The sequence below is a fragment of the Merdimmobilis hominis genome, assembly GCF_016901855.1.
Classification (GTDB): Bacteria; Bacillota; Clostridia; order Oscillospirales; family Ruminococcaceae; genus Paludihabitans.
Map to the genome: position 1 here is coordinate 1 of NZ_JACJKY010000032.1, position 19,361 is coordinate 19,361.

A 19,361-nucleotide genomic window follows, 5' to 3' on the forward strand; every position below is an offset into this window, starting at 1 on the left:
TGCTGTTTTCAGGGTGTAAGCGACAGCAACGGTGTTTTTTATCTCTGTAAAACCTCTTTAGTGTGGTTTCGTTGTCTACCAGCGCAACAACAATATCTCCTTCTTCTGCGGTATTTTGCTTGCGAACTACCACAAGGTCGCCGGGTTCGATACCTGCCTCAATCATAGAGTATCCGCTTGCCCGCAGAAGGAAAAAATCTCCCTGCCCGAACAGTGCCACAGGCAAAGGCACATATTCTTCAAAGTTTTCTTCAGTGTATTCTGGCAGACCGCAGGACACATTGCCAAGTATCGGTACACGGTTGAGTTCAGGGCTTGCTTGGATTGTATCGTTGATTACAATTTCCCGTTTACTGCGTGTTAGGATTCCCCGTTCTTCCATTTCAGAAAGGTATTTATACACATTGCTTTTTACCGTGCCGACGGCTTCTGCAATCTGTGCCATTGTAGGTGTCCTGTGATATGTAAACTGAAATTCTAAAATATATTCTTTAATATTCTGAATGCGTTCCTCACTTTTTATCATGATTCTGTCATCCTTTCATACAGAGAACTTTTTGTTCTCCGTGCCTTGATTATATCAGAACAAATGTTCTAATACAATAGCAAAAAAATGAGGTGGGTTCGTTTCAACCCACCTCACGCAAAATTTATCTATTGAAACTTCTGCAGGAGTTTTTGAAAGCCATCCACAGCTTCCGGCGGCGCCTGTATTTTCATCCTGCCTCCAAAGGAAAACACCCATCCATAAAAAGTCTGACTGAGGGAAACTTTGACGGTTGCTGAAAAATGATCCTCATCTGCCGGGGTAACCAGCACATTTTCTCCGAACCGGTCTATTACATAAGTCATCAGTTCATTTTCGCACAGAAGGGTGATTTTGCTTTCTGTTCCTTCGTACATAGAAAATACCTGTGAAAAGTAGTCAGATACTTTAAAGCCCTCCGGTTTTCTCACTGCAAACTTATCGCTGATTTTCATACCATATATTCGGTCGATGCGGAACTTGACGATCTTCTGATGGCTGTCGCTGTAGCCAATGACATAATAGCTGTCATCATTCCAGATTAATGCAAAAGGAGAGAAAACATAGACTTTTCCGTTATGCTTTAGTTCTTTCTTCTTGTTGGGTGTGTAATAATAGTATTGGAAAGTAACCCGCTTTTTTAACTGTATGGCTTGATGGATCAGATCAACGGTGAAATAGATGTTTTCATTTTCTGCCTTTAACCGATGGTCGACATAGAGCTGCCGTTTAAGAATATCTGCCTGCGGATCTCCTACAAACGAAGAGAGCTTTTTGATCAATGTTTTACTCTTTTTGGCGGTTATGAAGCGAGCTGACTGCACAGCGTCCACCAGCAATTTTACTTCTGGTATCTCAAAGACACGCTCTCCGATATGATATTGATTCTGTGTACTGTGATTGCATATGACATCTATGCCGAATTCTGTGAGAAGATTGATATCTGCCTGCAAGGTCTTTCGTGTTGTTTCAATGCCGTTCTGCTGAAGATATTCACCGATTTCCTTTAAGGTGGCTGGATGTTCCTCATCCGTCTTCTCCCATAAGTATTTTAGGGTGAGAAGCAGGCGTTTCTGGCTGTTCATTTTTCCACCTCCATCTGTTTAACTATATAAGGCAGCAATAGACTTTTTAAACCTATCTTATTATGACATTTTCATATTCATCGGTTCCACCTTTTGATACAGGTGTAATATGATGAGTAGCAATTTCACCTTTAATTAACGGTTGTTGTGTGATATAGCACTTTGCTTTTTGACTTACCAATCTACTGATTTTACTTTCATATAGTTCGGTAGTGTCTCTTGCATTCTGGACATCGCTTGAAAAGTAAGCAATTATATCTGCCATATTTTCCAAGTTGAACGTGTCCAGCGTGTTATTGTCATCATAGAGATTGTATCCTTCGTTGTAAAACTTCGGATGTTGAAATTGTACATATCTTAACGGAATAATGGGTATTCCATTACACCATTTCAGTTCTTTTGACTTTCCATACTTTTGAACAATTGCCTTATAGCATTGTTTAATCTTTTCTGGGGTTTCATTTCTTCTGGGATAGTCTTTTAGAACTCTGTTATAGAGTTTCTTTTGGATATCCCATCCGATTTTACTAAAGTCATTATTAACCGAATGAGCAACTCTATAATAATTATGGAAACCCATAACCATAGAGTTGTAGATTTGTATTGCTTTGTGGAACGTTGTGTTGTCGCCAGCCGTGGCAATATAATCTATTTGTTTATACAATTTCTCTTTGATGTTTTTAAGTGCCTCATCCGACACATGTGAGTCGATGATATACTTTTTACTTTTACTCTTTCGAGTAACTTTCACTCTGTTTGAAAGCTTAAACTTAAATCCTAAAAATTCAGCAAATTCTGTACTTAAATCTATGATTTTGGTTTTCTCTGTACTACATCTAATTTTAGATTTTCTTTCAACCAAAGAGTAGTCGCCACTTTTATCTTTTCTGCATTTTCACGAGTGTTTGTGAAAATTAAGAAATCATCTGCATATCTTACGATATACATTTCTTTCATTGTAGAACTGGTACGAAGTGCTCGATACTTTTTATTTTGGTTTGGTCTTTGATATTCTTTTTCTCTTTTATCGGAATAATAGGTGTGTTCAGTTTCAAAGTGTGTCCATTGCGATTCAATCCATTTGTCCAAGGCGTCCAAGTAAATGTTCGCCAAAAGTGGACTGATTATGCCACCTTGTGGTGTACCCGCAGTCGGTTTGAACTTCTTACCGTCCATATCCACTATTTCCGATTTGAGTATTGCTTTGATAATGCTAATTACACATTTGTCTCTGATACCAAAACTCCAAAGAGATTTGATGAGTTTATTGTGGTCTACATTGTCAAAGAAACCTTTGATATCACATTTCACACACCATTGCATTTTCGACATCTGTATGAGACTATCTACTTGTGCCATTGAATTGTGTGCCGACCTACCAGGTCTAAAACCAGAGTTCACACGAGAGAACTGTGCTTCTGCAATAGGTTCCAACACTTGCTTGATAGATTGCTGAATGATTCTATCTTCAATTGTAGGAATACCAAGTGGTCTTGTCTTCCCATTGGGTTTTGGAATATAAACTCTTTTGACCCGTTTAGGTTGATAGTTGCCACTTAAAAGTTTTCTTTGGATTTTCTTAACCATCTCGATATTGTTATAGTTTTTAACATCTTTGATAGTTGTTCCATCCACACCTGCGGTACGACCACCCGTGTTTTTCGATATACTTCTTATTGCATTAACAATGTTCTTTGTTGAGCATATTTTTCGGATTAGATTTCTATGCGAAGCATATCCTCTTTCCTTAATTTGCTCTTTTGTCAAATCATATAGATTTTTGTACATCCGCATGCATTGTGAATAGTATGCAGACTTTTCTTTTCTTGTGAAGTTTTTGTCACTCATAACGTATTCACCTCGATTTCTGGATGTTTATCCTAATTTTACGAGGTTTATTATTCTTACTCGCAATTTGTTAGATTGTTGTAAGTTTACGTTAATCTTATCCTACGACTAGTGGTCATCCCTCCGTTTTCCATTACAGAAAACATCAACGGTAATACCACCGCTTATCATCCATTGCGTCTAACTTATATGTCTTACGACAATTTCGTTTCGACTACCTGCAAGTTAAAACTTATAGGTTGGATGATTCCGTGTTCCGATAATCCTATCTTTTCATAGTAGGTTTAGGTTCTTCCTCTGTCCCGACATAGCACAACCGCCTGTAACGATTAAGGTTAGACCTAGTAGCAAAAACGCGGATGAAAGGCCTTTTCCTTTCATCCGCGTTTCGTTTTGCCGGCGATCAGCCGCGCGAAAGCCCTTTTGTGCTTTCAGCAAGCGGCCGCTCTGCCTGCACTGCTTTTGTTACTCAGCGTGCGCTTTTCTTCCTTTTGAAGAATACAACCGCGCAAGCGCCTGCTGCAAGTACCAGTACCAGCGGTACTGCCACTGCCGTATTGTCGCCCGTATCCGGGGACGGTTTTTCAGGATCGGTCGTCTCAGGCGGCGTCACCTGTACTTTTTCCAGACCGTCAATTGCCGCGCGCAGCGCCTCTGCCGCCGCATCGACCTCTGCCTGTGTCGCGCCTTTATCGGCCGCTGTTGCTTTTGCCGCGTCGAGCGCTTCTTCCAGCTTCGACCAGCTGTCGGCGGTATACGAATCCTGCTGCATGTTCTCCGCCTCGCTGATCAGCTCTTCCAGTGCGCTCTTGTCGCTGTTGGCCGTCAGTGCATCCATAGCCGCACGCAGCGCATCCGCCGCGCCGTCGATCTCACCTTGGAGCGCTTCCGCATCGGCCGCTACTGTCTGCGCCGCATTCAGCGCTTCTTCAAACGCCGCCCAAGTATCGGCGGTATAGTCGGCCTCTTTCAAAGCCTCCGCCTCGTCGATCAAAGCCTCAAGCGCCGTCTTGTCGCCGCGCTCTACCAAAGCTTCCATTGCGCTTTCCAGAGCCTCTGCCGCGTCGTCGATCTCTCCTTGGAGTGCGTCCGCATCAGCCGCTACTTCCTGCGCCGCATTCAGCGCTTCTTCAAACGCCGTCCACGTACTGGAAGTATAATCGGCCTCTTTCAAAGCCTCCGCCTCATCGATCAAAGCCTCAAGCGCCGTCTTGTCGCCGCGCTCTACCAAAGCTTCCATTGCGCTTTCCAGAGCTGCCGCCGCATCGTTTACCGCCTGCTGCGTTGCATCGTCGTCAGCCAAAACAGCTTTGGCGTCTGCAAGCTCCTCGGCAAAGGCGCTCCAACTATCCGAAGTATAGTCGTCCTGTACGAGCGCTTCCGCCTCTGCAATGGCTGCCGCCAGGGCAGACTTGTCAACTGGGATTTCAGACGCCGACGCCGTCAGGATAATATCGCCGGTTACATTGGCCACAGAGAACGCGCCGGTCTCTTGGCTGTATTCGGCCGTAACGGTTTCGCCGCCCATTGTCACGGTGATGCTCTCCGGAAGATGCTTATCGTCCTGTGCCGTAAGCGTCCCGCTGAGCGTCTCCCCTGCGTATACCTTATCCGCGCCGTTTGTCTCCAAACCGGTCAGGACATAGGTTACATTGAAGTACTGTCTTACTGTCACTCTGCCTGTCGGCGTCACAACAGCCTCATATTTCAGTGTTCCATCCTCTGTTGTTACCTGGATGTCGTGGGTGCCTGCTGCAAGCCACAGGTGGAGGTTGTCGTCGTCCGGATGGTTTTCCGAAACCTTCCAGTCCACGCCGTCGATCATCACACTCTTGACGTTCGGTGCGTAAACCAGCGCCTCAAACACCCTGTCACTGTTGTTGTTGTCAACAGACTGATCGGAAATGGCCGTACCGGTGTTGGAGGCCGTAGCTTTTACGGAGCCCGCGCTGATACGGAGCGTGCCGACAGAGCCGGTATCCGAAGAGCCGCCGTCGCCGATCGCTGCGCCCGCGCCGGTAGCGGAAGCCGTCACCGTGCCGCCGTTTACATAGACGATCGAACCGCCGATGCCGTAGCCGCCGCCGATGGCCGCGCCGTTTCCGGATGCGGATGCGATTACTTCGCCGCCGTTTACCGTAACCCTTGCCGGGGCAAAATCATTGTAAACCTGGCGGGAACCTGTGCCGATCGCCGCACCGTCACCGGTCGCTGCAACGTCGATCTTGCCGCCGTTGATCGTGATGTTCGGGCGGACGCTGCTTCCATAGCCGGTTCCGATGACCGATGCGCCAATATCCGTCTGGCCGGTGATGGTGCCGCCGTTGATTGTAACGGAGACCTGCGCGTTAGAGGAGGAAGCGGAATAGCCGCCGCCGATACCCGCACCGCATGAAGTGCTGTTGTTTGGATAACCACTATTCAGCAAAAGGTTTAAATCCAGCGTGCCGCCGTTGACCACAACGGTCGCGCCGCCGTTTGAAGAACCTGCGCCGCCGATGAGCGCGCCTGCGCCGTAGGAGGTGCCGTTGATCACGCCGCCGTCAATCGTAATGGTGCCGGCCGGTGCGCTGGTGTTGCCGCCGATGCCTGCGCCATAAGAGCCTGCTGCAAGCTGAAGGTTCAGCGTTCCAGAGCCTTTTACCGTGACATCGCCGTCCTGCGGGACAAGGATCAGCGCTTTTGCACTATAGCTGGCGTTCGACAGCGTATTCTCCCCGCTCAGCACCAGCGTATTGCCGGTCCCCTTGAAGGAGATAACTGGCTTCGAACTGTCTGCGTTTACATTCAGATTCTCAATCGTCAGGTTCAGATCCGTATTTTCACTGACGAAGGACAGGCCTTCATACGGATTTTCTTTCGTATTCGCCGTATTGCCGACCAATGTTACATTATGCGCATTGTCGGTGATCGTCACTTCGCGGTTGAGATCCGCCGGGATGACGTAACGGCCGTCCTCGCGGATGACAAAGTCCTCTGGGAATGTGGTGGTGGGCGCAACGACCGTAACAGTGGTCGTGCCCTGCACGCCGTTGTATGCCGTCGCACGGATCGTCGTCGTGCCGGCGCCGACCGTCGTCATTACGCCCGTTTCGGAAACGGCCGCAACGCTCGGATCATCGGAGGACCAGGTGAGCGTCTTATTCTCTGCCTCTTCCGGATAGACCACAGCTGTCAGCTGGAACGGTGCTGTGCCCAAAGAGAAGTGGAGATCCTGCTGGCTGATCTGAACCTCCATCGGGTCGATGTTCTGGCTGATCAGGCTGTAAACCGGGCTTTCGGTCATGTTTTGCGCATAGTCCAAAATCAAAACCTTGCCAAGGTTTACCCCTGATGCCCTTGCTTCTGTCAAATCGAAGGTATACGTTACCGCACCGCCGGCCTCTTGGCTCTCTGTCGCGATGATATCGGACAGCGGCTCGTCATTCGTATCCACAAGCTGCGCCGCCATGATGTAGTGGTTATCCTGAACCGTCACTTCAAGATACGGCGTGCCGTTTTCTTCATAGTACCGGTGTGAGGTAACCTCCGGCGCGGTGTTGTCGATCTCGATCGGGAAAGAAATAGACTGGGTCCCTTCCTCGCCGTCGACACGGCCGGTCACCGTGTAGGTGTAGTCGCCGTCCGGCAGGTAATAATAGTACCCGTCGCCGCCGTCGTAGATCGGCTGCCACCATAAGTCTGTTGAAGGCAGGTGATAGGTAAAGAAGTCACCGTTTGCATAATAGTAGGATTTCGGCGCATTGTAGCCCGTACCGGTAAATACAGCCTCGCCGTCCTGGTCGGTGACGGTATACGTCATCTCTTTGGAATTGCGGAGCATGCCGAGTACCGGCGTTACCATATAATAGCCGAGTGAACGGCTGGCGACCGCAATCTTATCCGCACTCGCACTCTCCATATCGGCTGTGATCATGTTGATGCCGAGCGGATAGCCGGTGTAGTCGGCATAGTTGATCAAGTAGAGGCCGCTCATATCATAGGTGGAAGCTTCGCCGTCGTCATACAGCGTCTCGTCGAAGATCGGCGCGTCAGCCCAGTCGCCGTAGAAGCCAAGATATGGAAGAGACAGATCGATGCCGTCTTCATTGTTGGAATCCAGCATGACAAAGCCGTCGAGGAAGGTGCCGTTTGTGAATTCAGCAAACTGCTGCTTGCCTTCCTCCGTCAGCTGCATATTTACCGTAACGGTAGCGGTGCCGTTGGCCGGAACATTTACCGTATCGCCGCTGAAGCTTACAGTAAATTCGCTCTCCGGCAAAACGCGGGAGGATTCGGAAACACAACGATAGCCGTAAAGCGTTTCCGCCTTTGCCGTCAGCGGGACAGCCGAGAGGTCATAGGAAAGCGCCTGATCGGTCATATTGTGAACAGTAAAGGTAAAGGAGAACGTGCCGTTCTCATTGTCTTTCAACTCCGCCTTCGGACGGTCGCAGCCCTCTACCGTGAGGTATGCGCCGGTGTGGATGGCGTTGTAAATCTGGGCAAGGCCTGCGCCCTGTTTACGGGGCGTATAGTACACGCCGTCTTCGTCCTGTACCGGCACGGCCGTGCTCATCATCAGCTGATTGATAAGCTGCTGCTTCTCGGTAGCGGAAAGCTCCGGGAACGTCTCGTTGACATACTGCTTCATCACTGCCGCAGCGCCCGCCATATGCGGGGAAGCCATCGAGGTGCCGCTCATATTGCCAAACGTATCGCCCGGCAGCGTCGAGTAGACATTGCCGCCCGGGGCTGTGATCTCCGGCTTCAAGGAGAGATCCGGGGAAACGCCGAGGCTTGAGAAGTCGGACATAAGCCCGCCCTGTGCATCCGGCATATCCTCTGCAAAATCCTCAGAAACCGTGATGGTCTTATCCTCAAGGCCGCGCAGGAACTGGCCGTCGGCTTTCGTGACGATAATCATCGGCAGCAGGCCGTTGACCTGCATGTTCGGAAGCTCGCCCTCTTCGTTGTCGTAAACGATAACGCCGGCCGCGCCTGCGTCGTAAGCGTTCTGCTCTTTCTCAGTAAAGGCGATGGAGCCGCGCTCAACCAGCGCGATCTTGCCCTTTACATCTACTTCATCAAAGTCATATTCGTCGCCGAAGTTTGGAACTTGTACATATTCGAGCGTCTGCCCGTCTAAAGCTTTTTCAAACTTCAGATCGTCGCTTGCCGCCGAATCGTTGAATTTGATTTTATTGCCGCCTGCCATAAAGTAGACGGAGTACACGCTCTCTTCGTTGATGCTTGCAACAGAGAGCGCCGCATTATAAGTAGACGGAGAGCCTACCACGCCGTTGTCCGGATTGGTGATGAGGTTCATATCCGTCCCAAGCAGGTTCGAATAGGCGGAGCTTGTGTCGTTGCCCGCCGCGCAGAGCAGGTTGAGGCCCTCTGCCTCTACGCGCTCATAGACCTGATTGGTCAGCTCGTCGCTTTCGGTAAAGCCTGCGGCTGAGCCAAGGCTCATGTTGATCGCGTCAACGTCCAAAAGGACACAGTCCTCAAGAGCCGCTAAAATCCAAGTGTCGCTTGCGCCCGACTGCACGTCGGAGAACACTTTCATCATCATCAGCTGCGTGTCCGGCGCAACGCCTGTAAGCGCAGCGGAATCCGCGCCGACCGAACCGGTGACGTGCGTCCCGTGGCCTTCGCTGTCCGCAACATCGTTGTCCTTATCCGCATAGTCATAGGCAAACGGGATTTTCTCGCTCTTATACAGCGCGGAGACGTCGCCCGTTGCGTTCAGCTCGCCCTCTGCAACGATCTGTGCCACGTCGTCCTGCGTATAGCGCGGATCCTCCGGCGCATTGGCAAACGCCGAATGGTTGACGTCCAAACCCGTGTCAAGGATGGCCGTTACGGTCCCTTTTCCGGTATAGCCCTCCGCATTTGCACGGTCGCTGTCCATCAAAGCGCCGCTGGTATGCGTAGCCTGCGTATAGCCGTCAACCGGCTCAACATACTCGTGCATTGCCGCAACATAGACGTTTTTGACGCCCGGGATGCTTTCAAGGCGCTCTTTTTCAGAGTATTTCGCCCTGACGGCAAAGCCGTTGAGCACTGTTTTATATGTAAACTCAATCTCAAGGCCGCTGGAACGGGTTATCATCATCTTCTGCTCCACAGAAGCCTGTTCCTTTTCAATCGAATTTACCGCTGCTTCGCCCTTCGCCGTATTTAAAAACGACTGAAGCGTCACATTCTGCGATTTGGTTTCCAGAAGGGATTTTCCTTCCAGCTCCACGATAAACTCCACTTCGTCGTCCGCAGCATAGCTTTCAAACGACTGCAAATGGCTGTTTACCGCATCCTGCAGCGTCAGACTGCCGTTGCTGTCCGACGCGCCGGCCGCATACACGGCTTCAAGCGGCAGGCTTGCAAACGCCAGGGCGGCTGCTACAAGCACCGACAAAAGCCGTGAGAGATGTTTTTTCACCATCTTTTTTCCTCCTTACTTGATTGACATCAACGCCGAAACATACTTGACAATATTCGAGCAAGATATATCAAGTACATCGAACGTTATTGTAGCACGTTAAATTGATAATGTCAATCTGCTAATTGGCAGTTTTTCTCCGTTTCCTGAAAATTTCCAGCTGTAAAAAGCCGCGCTTTAGCCATTTACAAGAGAAAAAAAGTCTGTTATGATAAATTTAAGACATGACTCTGCGAAAGGAGGGATATGATTTTATTATGGAAATCCGAATTGCCGAACAAGTCAATCCCGTATTTGAATGCTTGGATATTTTAATGCGCCATTTTTCCGGCCACACGTATGCGATGCTCAAAAAGGAACTGAAATCACAGCTTGATATCCGGGTGCCGGAGGTGGAAGCGCTCTTGGACTTTTTGCAGGAGATCGCCTCGCAGGTGACAAAAGAGATCCGCATAGACGACGAAGCCGCCGCCTTCCTTTTCCGCCCGCTCGGCCGGCAGGAATCCACCCCTGCGGAAGCGATCCTGCAATTTTACGGCGACTTCTCCGAACAAGACCCCCTCACGATCCGGGACGGCGTTTTAAGCATGTTCCGAGAGGGTCCCTTCCGTTTCCTCTACAGCACGCTCGACAACTACAACCTTTTAAACCTCGGCACGGGGAAAAAGGCCGTCAAGCCCCAAAACCTGCTCCAGCTGATGGAGACCTGCTCGCTCACCGATCAGGAAAAATGGCGGCTTCTCACCTTTTACCACGATTTCGCGCTCTATCTTTCCCGCTTCATCGACGTTTTGCGCGAAGCGATCGATGCCTTTTCCCCCCTTCTTCCCGCCCTCAGCGTCTGGACCGAGCCCTTTTACTCCCGCTTTATGCAGGAGATCAACAAAGAGACGCTCTACCGCCATATGGCGCAGAAGATGCAGCTCATCCTGCCGGAAACCGACAGGATCCTGATCCAGCCGTCGCTGTTCGGCTGCTGCCGGCTGCAATATCTTGCCGCCGAGCCGGGAAAGTGCAGCAATATCCTTTGGGGCATGCATTTTGAGACGATCTTCTCAAACCGGCTGCAGCAAAACAGCAGCGCTTACCTCTGCAACAACCTAAAGCTGCTCGGCGACAAATCCAAATTCGACATTTTGACGCTTTTGTCGCAGCGCCGGTACTACAGCGGGGAGCTTGCAAAAAAGCTGAACCTGAGCACCGGCACAATCGCCTACCACATGCAGGCGCTTTTAAACGCGCACTTCGTCACCGTGGACAAGCGGAGCTACCGGACCTATTACGAGCTAAACCGCGAAGAGGTACTGGACTTTCTCGCACAGGTGCGCAGCCAGCTCCTTGCAGAATAAAGCCCGCAAAAGGTGCTTTTCCATCCTCGGATGCAAAAGCGCCTTTCCCTTTTTTAAGCAGGGGGCACGCTTCCTTGCGTTCCGCTTTGAAAAGGGCTATAATGGGAAAAAAGGGCCAAGCGCCCGGAAAGAGGGGTTTTTGTGACACAGCTCAAGCCATGCACCGGCATCGACGGCGACCGCCGGGACTACATCCTTTACGACAAGGCCATACCGCCCTTCCCCCGTTCGGAGCTGATCGAAGACGTGCTGTTCGACCGCTTCCGCTACCACTGTGCCGAAGGGGATATGTGGCCGCTCACATGGGCGGAGGACGATGCGATTTATGCAGGCGCGGGCGACAACCGCGGCTGCCCGATGAACCTTTGGAGGGTGACCACGCAAAAGAATTTCTGGAACCCAACCGGCAGGGTAGAGCCCTGCTGCCGCACGAACTCCGGCGCGTGGACGCTCGACCTTGTAAATCCCAGCCCCGTGGACGTATCCAAATACTGCACCGACCCCAAAGCGCCGTTTATCAAGCCCTCCGGCCTTTTGGATATCGGCGGCACGCTCTATTTTGCCGTAGAGGCGCAGAATTACGGCGAAGCGCCGCAGTTTTGCCGCCAGAAAAACTACCACGGGTGGATCGTCACCTCAAAAGACGGCGGCCGGTCTTTTGACTGCGATGCGACGCCCACGCACTTTTTCGAAGGGCGGCTCTCCTCCTGCCACTTCCTCCAGTTCGGGCGCGGCTACCGCGGCGCACGGGACGGATATGTCTACGCCTATTTCCCCTGCGACTTGGACGACGGATGCAGCTACTGGGAAAACAACGACGCACTGCTTTTGGGGCGCGTGCCGAAGGCGCGTATTTTAGACCGTGAGGCGTGGGAATTTTTCTGTTCAAGCGATCCGGGTACACCGCAGTGGAACGGTGACGACAGTCTGGCCGTGCCGGTTTTTACCTACCGCAAGATGACCGGATCCAATCACGTCGCCTACAACCCCGGCTTAAAGCGCTATATTATGGGGAATTACAGCTTCATCGACGAAGCGCTTCATCCGCGCCCCATCCACCAGATGGAATATCCGGAATCGCACATCAGCCAGCTGACGCTTTACGAGGCGAAGGAGCCGTGGGGCCCGTGGAAGCTTTTTTACCGCGACGACGACTGGGGGACGTACGGCGACTACCAGCCGAATTTTCCCACCCGCTGGTTTTCCGAGGACGGGCGCATTTTGTTCATGGTCTCGTCCGGCTCATGGGACGATTACAACTTTGTGGTGCAGAAGATCGCGCTCAAATGCAAGGGGGACGGCGCCTTCCCTGCGGCCGCCCGCTATTTTTCGATGCGCTGACGTCCTCTTTGCATCACATTCAGCACAGCAGACAGACAGGGAGGCGGGGTTTTGACATCTGCACAGCAGCTCGACTTTTCAAAGGGGAGCATTTTCCGGCACATCCTGCGGCTGGCCGGCCCGATGACGCTGGCCCAGCTGATTAACGTACTATATAATATTGTAGACCGCATTTTCGTCGGGCAAATCGGCGGGGAGGGCTCTTTGGCGCTGACGGGCCTCGGCGTGTGCTTCCCCGTTATCACCATCGTCATCGCGTTTACCAATCTAATCGGCATGGGCGGCGCGCCGCTGTTTTCCATCACCCGCGGCGCGGGCGACGATGAGGAGGCGGCGCGCATCCTCGGCAATTCCTTTACCCTGCTTTTGCTGTTCGGCGTGCTGCTGACGGCGGCCGGGCTGGCGGTGAAAACGCCGCTCCTGCGGGCGCTGGGTGCAAGCGATGCAACCCTTCCCTATGCCGACGCCTATTTGACGGTCTATCTCTTCGGCAGCGTTTTTGTCTCTTTGAGCTTGGGGCTCAACAGCTTTATCAATGCGCAGGGATTCGCACGCACCGGCATGCTGACCGTCGCCATCGGCGCCGTTTTAAACCTGATCCTCGACCCTCTTTTCATTATGGTTTTCCATATGGGCGTACAGGGTGCGGCGCTTGCCACCATCCTTTCCCAAGCAGTCTCAGCCGCTTGGACGCTGCGCTTTTTGACCGGGCGGAAAACGCTCGTGCGCCTTTCTTTGCAGCACATACGGCTTGGCGCAAGGCGCGTTGGGAAAATCCTTGCACTGGGCCTTTCTGGGTTTATCATGGCGATCACCAACAGCCTTGTACAGATGGCCTGCAACGCAAGCTTGCAGGCCTACGGCGGCGATATCTATGTCGGCGTGATGACGGTTATCAACTCCGTGCGGGAGGTGGCCCAGATGCCGGTAAACGGCGTCACCAACAGCGCCCAGCCGGTTATCAGCTTCAACTACGGCGCAAAGGAGCCGTCGCGCGTGCGGCAGGCGATCCGCTGCATGTCGGTCATCGTGATCCTTTATACGGCCGCCATATGGGCCTTGCTTTGGTTTTTCCCGGCGTTTTTTATCCGCATTTTCAACCAGACGCCCGCTTTGGTGGAAGCCGGCGTCCCCGCCATGCGGATCTACTTTTTCGGCTATTTCATGATGGCGCTGCAATTCTGCGGACAGTCGGTGTTTACGGCGCTTGGGAAGTCAAAGCACGCCATCTTTTTCTCCCTGTTCCGCAAAGCGGTTATCGTCACCCCGCTGATCCTGATCCTTCCTCACTGTTTCGGCTTAAACGCAAACGGCGTGTTTTTGTCGGAGCCGATCTCCAACTTTATCGGCGGGACAGCCTGTTTTGCCACCATGCTGCTGTCCGTCTATTTCCCGTTAAAAAAGGCGGAGCGGCCGGCGGAAGGATAGGCCGCCCAGCAAAAAAAGGGATGCGCCTGCATCCCTTTTTTTGATAAAACAATATCAGTATATCCGGGCAGAGGGCCGAAGGCGTTTCGGTCCCCTGCCCTTTTTTTGCCCGCCGCATCAAAAGGGCCGCTTACTCCCGGCGCAGCGCCCTTTTTAGCAATAGGCTGCCGGCTGCCATAACCCCGTAAAACAGCAGGAGGTACAGCGGGAAAAGGGAGGCGCCGGCATACTGTGCGATCACGCCGAACACGGCGGGCGCCAGCAGGGTCCCCACATAAGAAGCGGCCATCTGGATCCCCATGACGGACTGCGACGCTTCCTTTCCGAAATACTGCGGGGTCAGGTGCAGCATATTGGGAAAAACAGGCCCGTTCCCAAGCCCCGTTAAGAAAAGGCCTGCCGCCGACACCGGCGCAGGCAGCGGCAAAAGCAAAAGGAAAACGGCCGCTGCCACGGCGCACTGCCCCGCCTTTACCAGCCTATCGCTCGTCACCTTAGAAGCGAGCACGCCCGAAAGGAAACGCCCGAGCGCTATGCCGACATAATAAAACGTGATCAGCAGGGCGGCCGTATCCGCAGAGACGCCCTTCACCCGGACGAGGAACGTGCTTCCCCACACCCCGCAGGTATATTCCAGCGCGCAGGAGCCGAAAAACACCATGCAGGCCCTGCGCACTTTAGGCCGGCGGATCAGGGAAAACAGGCTGTCCGTCCGTGCGGCCGCCTGCTGCGCGTCCGGCGCGGCATGGCCCGCTTTCTTCCAAAGCGGAAGCGTCACAGCCGTCAAGACGGCAATCCCAAGTTGGAACCAGAACACGCTGCGGTATCCGCCCCGCCACGAGCCGCCGGAAAGCGCAAGCGACATCAAAAACGGGCTCATGGAAACGCCGATGCCGTAAAAACAGTGCAGGAAATTCATATGCGTGGCCTTATAGTGCAAGGCGACGTAATTGTTCAGCGCCGTGTCAATCGCGCCGGCGCCCAGCCCAAGCGGGACGGCAGACAGGCACAGCCACAGCATGCTGCCCGAAACAGAAAAGTCGAACAGCGCCAGCGCTGTCATCGCCGTACTGACCGCCGTCACGGCGGCCGTGCCGAAACGGTTGATCAGCCGCGCCGACAGCAGGCTTGAGACGATCGTGCCGCCGGAAATAATCATGGTGACAAAGTTCGCCCAGGACACCGGAAGATCCAGTTCGGCATAAATGGCCGGCCACGCCGCCCCGAACAGGGAGTCCGGGATGCCAAGGCCGATAAACGCAATATATATGACAATCAAAAGCAGGGTCGCCATCTTCTTCACTTCTCCCTTTTTTCATTTTGCCTCCCATTATATCAGCCCGAAACCGGTTGATTCTATCAGAAAAAAGGAATATAATATAACAAAAACGCCAAAATCATCAGATAAGGGGGCACACCGGTGAAGCAATACCAAGCAGATGCGGCGCACATCCTGCTATCGTCGATATCAGAAAACCGCCGTGAGACCTTTCCGCACGGCGACGAACAATTCCCCTGCACAAGCTATCTCGACCGATATTCCCTTAAGATGGAGGGCTATCCGTGGCATTGGCACGACGAATGGGAGATCGCATACGTCGAACGGGGCGGGGTCACCGTCCGCATAAACGACAAAGCATTCCGGCTCAAGGAGGGCGACGGCGTCTTTATCGGGCGGCGCGTCCTCCACGCATATTCTGTTTGCGGCACTGAGGCGGAAATGCCGAACATCCTCTTCCGCCCGTCCCTGCTGTACGGTTCGCAGGAGAGCGTCTATTGGAAGCGCTATATCAAACCGCTGATCCTGTCGAGCGCCTTCTCCTGCGCTATCCTGACGGACGCAGTTTTGTGGCAGGCCGAAGCACTCAAACAGGCAAGGCGCGCTTTTTCCCTCCTGACCGCTGAGGCATACGGATACGAATTCCGCGTGCGCAGCGCCCTTTCCGAATTCGTTTTGCAGCTCTGCCGGAATATGCCGTGCGGGACGGAGCGCTCTGCCGGCCAGCAGTCGGAGATCGACCGGGTCCGGCAAATGCTGTCGTTTATCCAGACGCACTACACCGCGCCGATACAGGTCCAGCAAATTGCGGACAACGCTTTTATCAGCCGCAGGGAGTGCCTGCGCTCGTTTCAAAGCGTCATCGGCTCCTCCCCCATCCAGTATGTGATCGCACTGCGGCTCCGGAAGGCAAAGCAGCTCCTCCTTGAAACCGATCTGCCGATTTTGGATATCTGCGCCGCGTGCGGCTTCCAAAACCAGAGCTATTTTACAAAGGCCTTTCGGGAAAAGACGGGGACGACCCCGGCGCAGTTCCGCAAAAGGGCGCGCTGAACGCCGCGGCAAAGAGCGGGCCGGACAGGGGCTCCCGTCCCGGCCTTGCGCCTGTCTTCCTGTCTTTTGATCTTGACGCCTGAAAGCCATAGGGCCTTCAGGCGTTTGGTGCGGCTGCCGCCCTCCTTTCCCTCCGCACGCCGCGAAGCATGCCGGCGGCCGCAGCGTCCGTTTCAGATAATTTGTGCAGCCTTCACGCATCCTCCTTTTCCAGACGGCCGCCCTGCGTACATTTTACACAGAAAATACACAGAAGCCCCGGCGCTTTTTACACGGCGGGCCGTATAATAAAAATTGTAAAAAGGAAAAGGAGGATTATGTAATGAAGAAACGAAAACAGCGCGCCGCTGCGCTGGCACTCGCGGTACTGACTGCGGCAACCATGTCGGTCCAGCCTGTAGCCGCGCAGGGCACGGACGCAGCGGATGCTTCGTCCGGCGGCGTGCGCGAGGGGCTGTGGCTGACGGAGATTTTCCCCAACGACTACGACACAGCCAACAACAACGCCTACGGCACCAAAGACGACCGGATGGAGTTTGTTGAATTGACCAACACGACCGGGCGGGACATCTCCCTCAACGAAGAGTACGAGCTCCTGTACGGCTCCAGCGCGGCAAACGCGGCGGTCGATCCGGTTTTGACGCTGGACGGCTCGTCGGATGTGACGATCAAAGCCGGCGAGACGGCCGTTATCTGGAACTGCCGCGAAACCCTTGAAAACAACGCGACGGTTGAGGACTTCAGGGCAAATTACCTGATCTCCGACGACGTCACCATTTTTATGACGCACCACAACAGCGGCTACTTTGCGCTTCGCCAGACGTCGGATGCGGCTGTCGTGTCCTCGTACACCTATGTAAACGGGACCATTGAGAAAAACGACGGCGGCGATATCTGCGACGGGCTGGGCGCAGACCTTGGCATCCCGGACATCGGCAGCGGCATGATCGCGACGGGCAAGAAAAGCTTTGCAAACCCGGGATTCGTCTACGGCGACCAGCTCGGCGGCAACAGCTATGCGCCGGACGATCTGACGCCGGACGGGCTTTATGTCACCGAAGTGCATCCGAACGACGCAAACCGCGACGCGCAGTTCGGCTCTGACGCAAACGATATGATGGAATTCGTGGAAATCACCAACACCACAAGCCAAGACATCGATTTCAACGAGTCCTATCAGTTTTATTACTTCTACAAGACCATTAAAAAGCAGCTTGTCGTAGCCACCTGTGCCGACGCGAAGAAATTAGCGGCCGGCGAGCTTACAAGCGAAGACCTCATCGGCAAAAGCGGGATCACCATCCCGGCCGGGAAAAGCGCCGTCTTATGGGGTTACCGCGAAAACCAGACCACCTATGAGACCTTCCCGACCGAAGAGGATTTCCGCGCCGCTTATGAGATCCCGGACGACGTCCCGGTATATGCGCTGTACGGCCAAAACGGCCTCGGCAATACCGACCGCGGCGTTGCTGTCACCCGGATCAACGAAGACGGCGACACTGTCATGCAGTCGTATTACTACTGGAACGGCGTGACCGACTTAAAAGACAAAAAGAGCGGCGAATTGAAAATCAGCGCGGAAGGCCCGAGAATGGGGCTTTACAAGGCCGCACAGAATCCGAGCGCCGGTACGGTCGCCGCAGGCCAGATCTCCTTCCCGGAAGACGACGGGTCATCCCCCACGCTGACGCTTTCCACCGATCCTTATGACGCAGACGCCATTGCGGTGCTGGAAACCGGGCTTGCCGAAGGGGAAAACCTGCACATCCCGTACTCCTATGCGGGTACTTCGGCCCTCCCGGTCACCTATGCGGAGCTTTTTTACAAGACGGATACCATGGAGAGCTATGAGGCGTCTGAGACGACCTCCTTCGCCATTTACAACAAATGGTATGCCTTTGTAGAAAACGGCTATCTGGCGGGCGCCAATTATGTGGACTACTATGTGAAATTCCATAATGCATACCGCACCACGCAGACGGAGGTGCGCCGCGTCGACATCTTAAACAAGGGCGCGGACCAGACGGGGATCCGCGTAAGCTTTGACGGCAAGGACGTAACGGAAAACGCCTATTCGGGCAGCGTCTATGTCACGGCAAAGGATTTTGGCGGCCTCACCCCTTCCATTACGCTGGGCGGGAAAGCCGTTTCCACCGAAAGCACGCTGGAGCGCGGGACATACTTCGTCTTCGACCACACCGGGATCGGCGGCTATTTTAAAAATGCGCTGACCACCGGCGGGGACACAGAAGAGACCGGTATCATCATCGACACCTTCTCAAAATGCAGCACCCTGCCCGCCGACGGACGCCTCGCCATCCCGGTGGGCGCGCAGTACTTCACCTATGAAGCAGACGGCTCCGTCAAAATCACCCTGACACTGCGCGCCGCTACCTACGGCTCCTGCTGGGAGGCTTACACAAGCGAGAACAACGACGACTTTACCGTCTCCAACTTAATGCTTGTTCTGGCTGACGGCACGCAGATCATGCCCGACACCTGCACGGGGGAAAACATCACCACCGGCGAGGACGTCGCGCTCAACGCCACCGATACGATCAAGGTCGGCGACTCTGCAAACCAATACATCAATGTGGAGACCACTTTCACCATCCCGGCGGACAAGGCGGATACTGCGGCACAAAGCTTCCTGCTTGACACCACCACGCTTTCCGACGGCACGCACACGCTGACGGCCTCCTCTGCGTCGAACAGCAAGACCGTCTCCTTTACCGTCAACAACAGCGAGCCTGTCGAAGAGGAAGAGGAGCAAATGGATCTCTCTGTCAGCCTCACGCTTGACGAAAGCGGCAGCGGCGTTGCGGCACAGGTGGAAGGCAATCAGGACGCTTCTTCCGTCACCCTCTACCGTGCCGACGTCATCGACGGCGTCACCATTTTGGAGGGCGCAGGCGACAGTGACACGCCCCCTGTCAAGTAGACATTTTTTGTGGACACCTGTTATGCAGCATAAGCATAACGGACTTCCATCGGGGTTTGTCCTGTCTTGAGCTGTATTCGCTCATTG

11 protein-coding genes are annotated in these 19,361 nt (G+C 53.3%); 5 read left to right on the top strand and 6 right to left on the bottom strand.

Annotation, left to right across the window (positions count from 1 at the left end; translation table 11 throughout):
- The 5 genes from lexA to H6A12_RS12275 all read right to left on the bottom strand — a co-directional run.
- Positions 1-526 (bottom strand): transcriptional repressor LexA (lexA, locus tag H6A12_RS12255; protein WP_204448281.1); only part of this gene is annotated, 526 nt, incomplete at its 3' end.
- A 128-nt stretch (positions 527-654) separates the two neighbouring features.
- Entirely contained in the window at positions 655-1,611 is a 957-nt protein-coding gene (locus H6A12_RS12260; protein WP_204448282.1) for a helix-turn-helix transcriptional regulator, read from the bottom strand.
- Positions 1,612-1,663: 52 nt separating this feature from the next.
- On the bottom strand, positions 1,664-2,473 hold the full coding sequence (locus H6A12_RS12265) for a group II intron reverse transcriptase (RefSeq protein ID WP_204448283.1): 810 nt from the start codon (positions 2,471-2,473) through the stop codon (positions 1,664-1,666).
- Positions 2,419-3,459: a reverse transcriptase domain-containing protein gene (locus tag H6A12_RS12270; protein WP_204448284.1), complete on the bottom strand. Its 1,041-nt coding sequence runs from the start codon at positions 3,457-3,459 to the stop codon at positions 2,419-2,421. Before H6A12_RS12270 ends, H6A12_RS12265 begins: the two co-directional genes overlap by 55 nt.
- Before the next feature lie 469 nt (positions 3,460-3,928).
- Positions 3,929-9,886 (bottom strand): S8 family serine peptidase, encoded by a 5,958-nt coding sequence (locus H6A12_RS12275; RefSeq protein WP_204448285.1) that lies wholly within the window; start codon positions 9,884-9,886, stop codon positions 3,929-3,931.
- Positions 9,887-10,140: 254 nt separating this feature from the next.
- Here H6A12_RS12275 and H6A12_RS12280 point away from each other — a divergent pair, with 254 nt between their 5' ends.
- The 3 genes from H6A12_RS12280 to H6A12_RS12290 all read left to right on the top strand — a co-directional run bounded on the left by H6A12_RS12280 (position 10,141) and on the right by H6A12_RS12290 (position 14,001).
- Positions 10,141-11,232 carry a winged helix-turn-helix domain-containing protein gene (locus tag H6A12_RS12280; RefSeq protein ID WP_204448287.1) on the top strand — a complete coding sequence of 364 codons (1,092 nt, stop codon included), beginning with the start codon at positions 10,141-10,143 and terminating at the stop codon, positions 11,230-11,232.
- Positions 11,233-11,373: 141 nt separating this feature from the next.
- A complete protein-coding gene (locus tag H6A12_RS12285; protein ID WP_204448288.1) occupies positions 11,374-12,573 on the top strand; it encodes a DUF4185 domain-containing protein in 1,200 nt (399 codons plus the stop codon).
- A gap of 51 nt (positions 12,574-12,624) precedes the next feature.
- The gene (locus tag H6A12_RS12290) at positions 12,625-14,001 is read left to right on the top strand and encodes an MATE family efflux transporter (protein WP_243415509.1); all 1,377 of its coding nucleotides are present in this window, start codon (positions 12,625-12,627) and stop codon (positions 13,999-14,001) included.
- A gap of 130 nt (positions 14,002-14,131) precedes the next feature.
- Here H6A12_RS12290 and H6A12_RS12295 read toward each other — a convergent pair whose 3' ends face one another.
- On the bottom strand, positions 14,132-15,295 hold the full coding sequence (locus H6A12_RS12295; protein ID WP_204448289.1) for an MFS transporter: 1,164 nt from the start codon (positions 15,293-15,295) through the stop codon (positions 14,132-14,134).
- 126 nt (positions 15,296-15,421) lie between these two features.
- Here H6A12_RS12295 and H6A12_RS12300 point away from each other — a divergent pair, with 126 nt between their 5' ends.
- Together H6A12_RS12300 and H6A12_RS12305 are read left to right on the top strand one after the other, a co-directional pair.
- Positions 15,422-16,333 (top strand): helix-turn-helix domain-containing protein, encoded by a 912-nt coding sequence (locus H6A12_RS12300; RefSeq protein ID WP_204448290.1) that lies wholly within the window; start codon positions 15,422-15,424, stop codon positions 16,331-16,333.
- Positions 16,334-16,655: 322 nt separating this feature from the next.
- Entirely contained in the window at positions 16,656-19,274 is a 2,619-nt protein-coding gene (locus H6A12_RS12305) for a hypothetical protein (protein ID WP_204448292.1), read from the top strand.
- Positions 19,275-19,361 lie beyond the last annotated feature (87 nt).

Coding starts and splice junctions, on each gene's coding strand:
- H6A12_RS12260 (WP_204448282.1), bottom strand. CDS start 1,611: ATGAACAGCCAGAAACGCCTGCTTCTCACCCTAAAATACTTATGGGAG.
- H6A12_RS12305 (WP_204448292.1), top strand. CDS start 16,656: ATGAAGAAACGAAAACAGCGCGCCGCTGCGCTGGCACTCGCGGTACTG.
- H6A12_RS12275 (WP_204448285.1), bottom strand. CDS start 9,886: ATGGTGAAAAAACATCTCTCACGGCTTTTGTCGGTGCTTGTAGCAGCC.
- H6A12_RS12270 (WP_204448284.1), bottom strand. CDS start 3,459: ATGAGTGACAAAAACTTCACAAGAAAAGAAAAGTCTGCATACTATTCA.
- H6A12_RS12295 (WP_204448289.1), bottom strand. CDS start 15,295: ATGGCGACCCTGCTTTTGATTGTCATATATATTGCGTTTATCGGCCTT.
- H6A12_RS12280 (WP_204448287.1), top strand. CDS start 10,141: ATGGAAATCCGAATTGCCGAACAAGTCAATCCCGTATTTGAATGCTTG.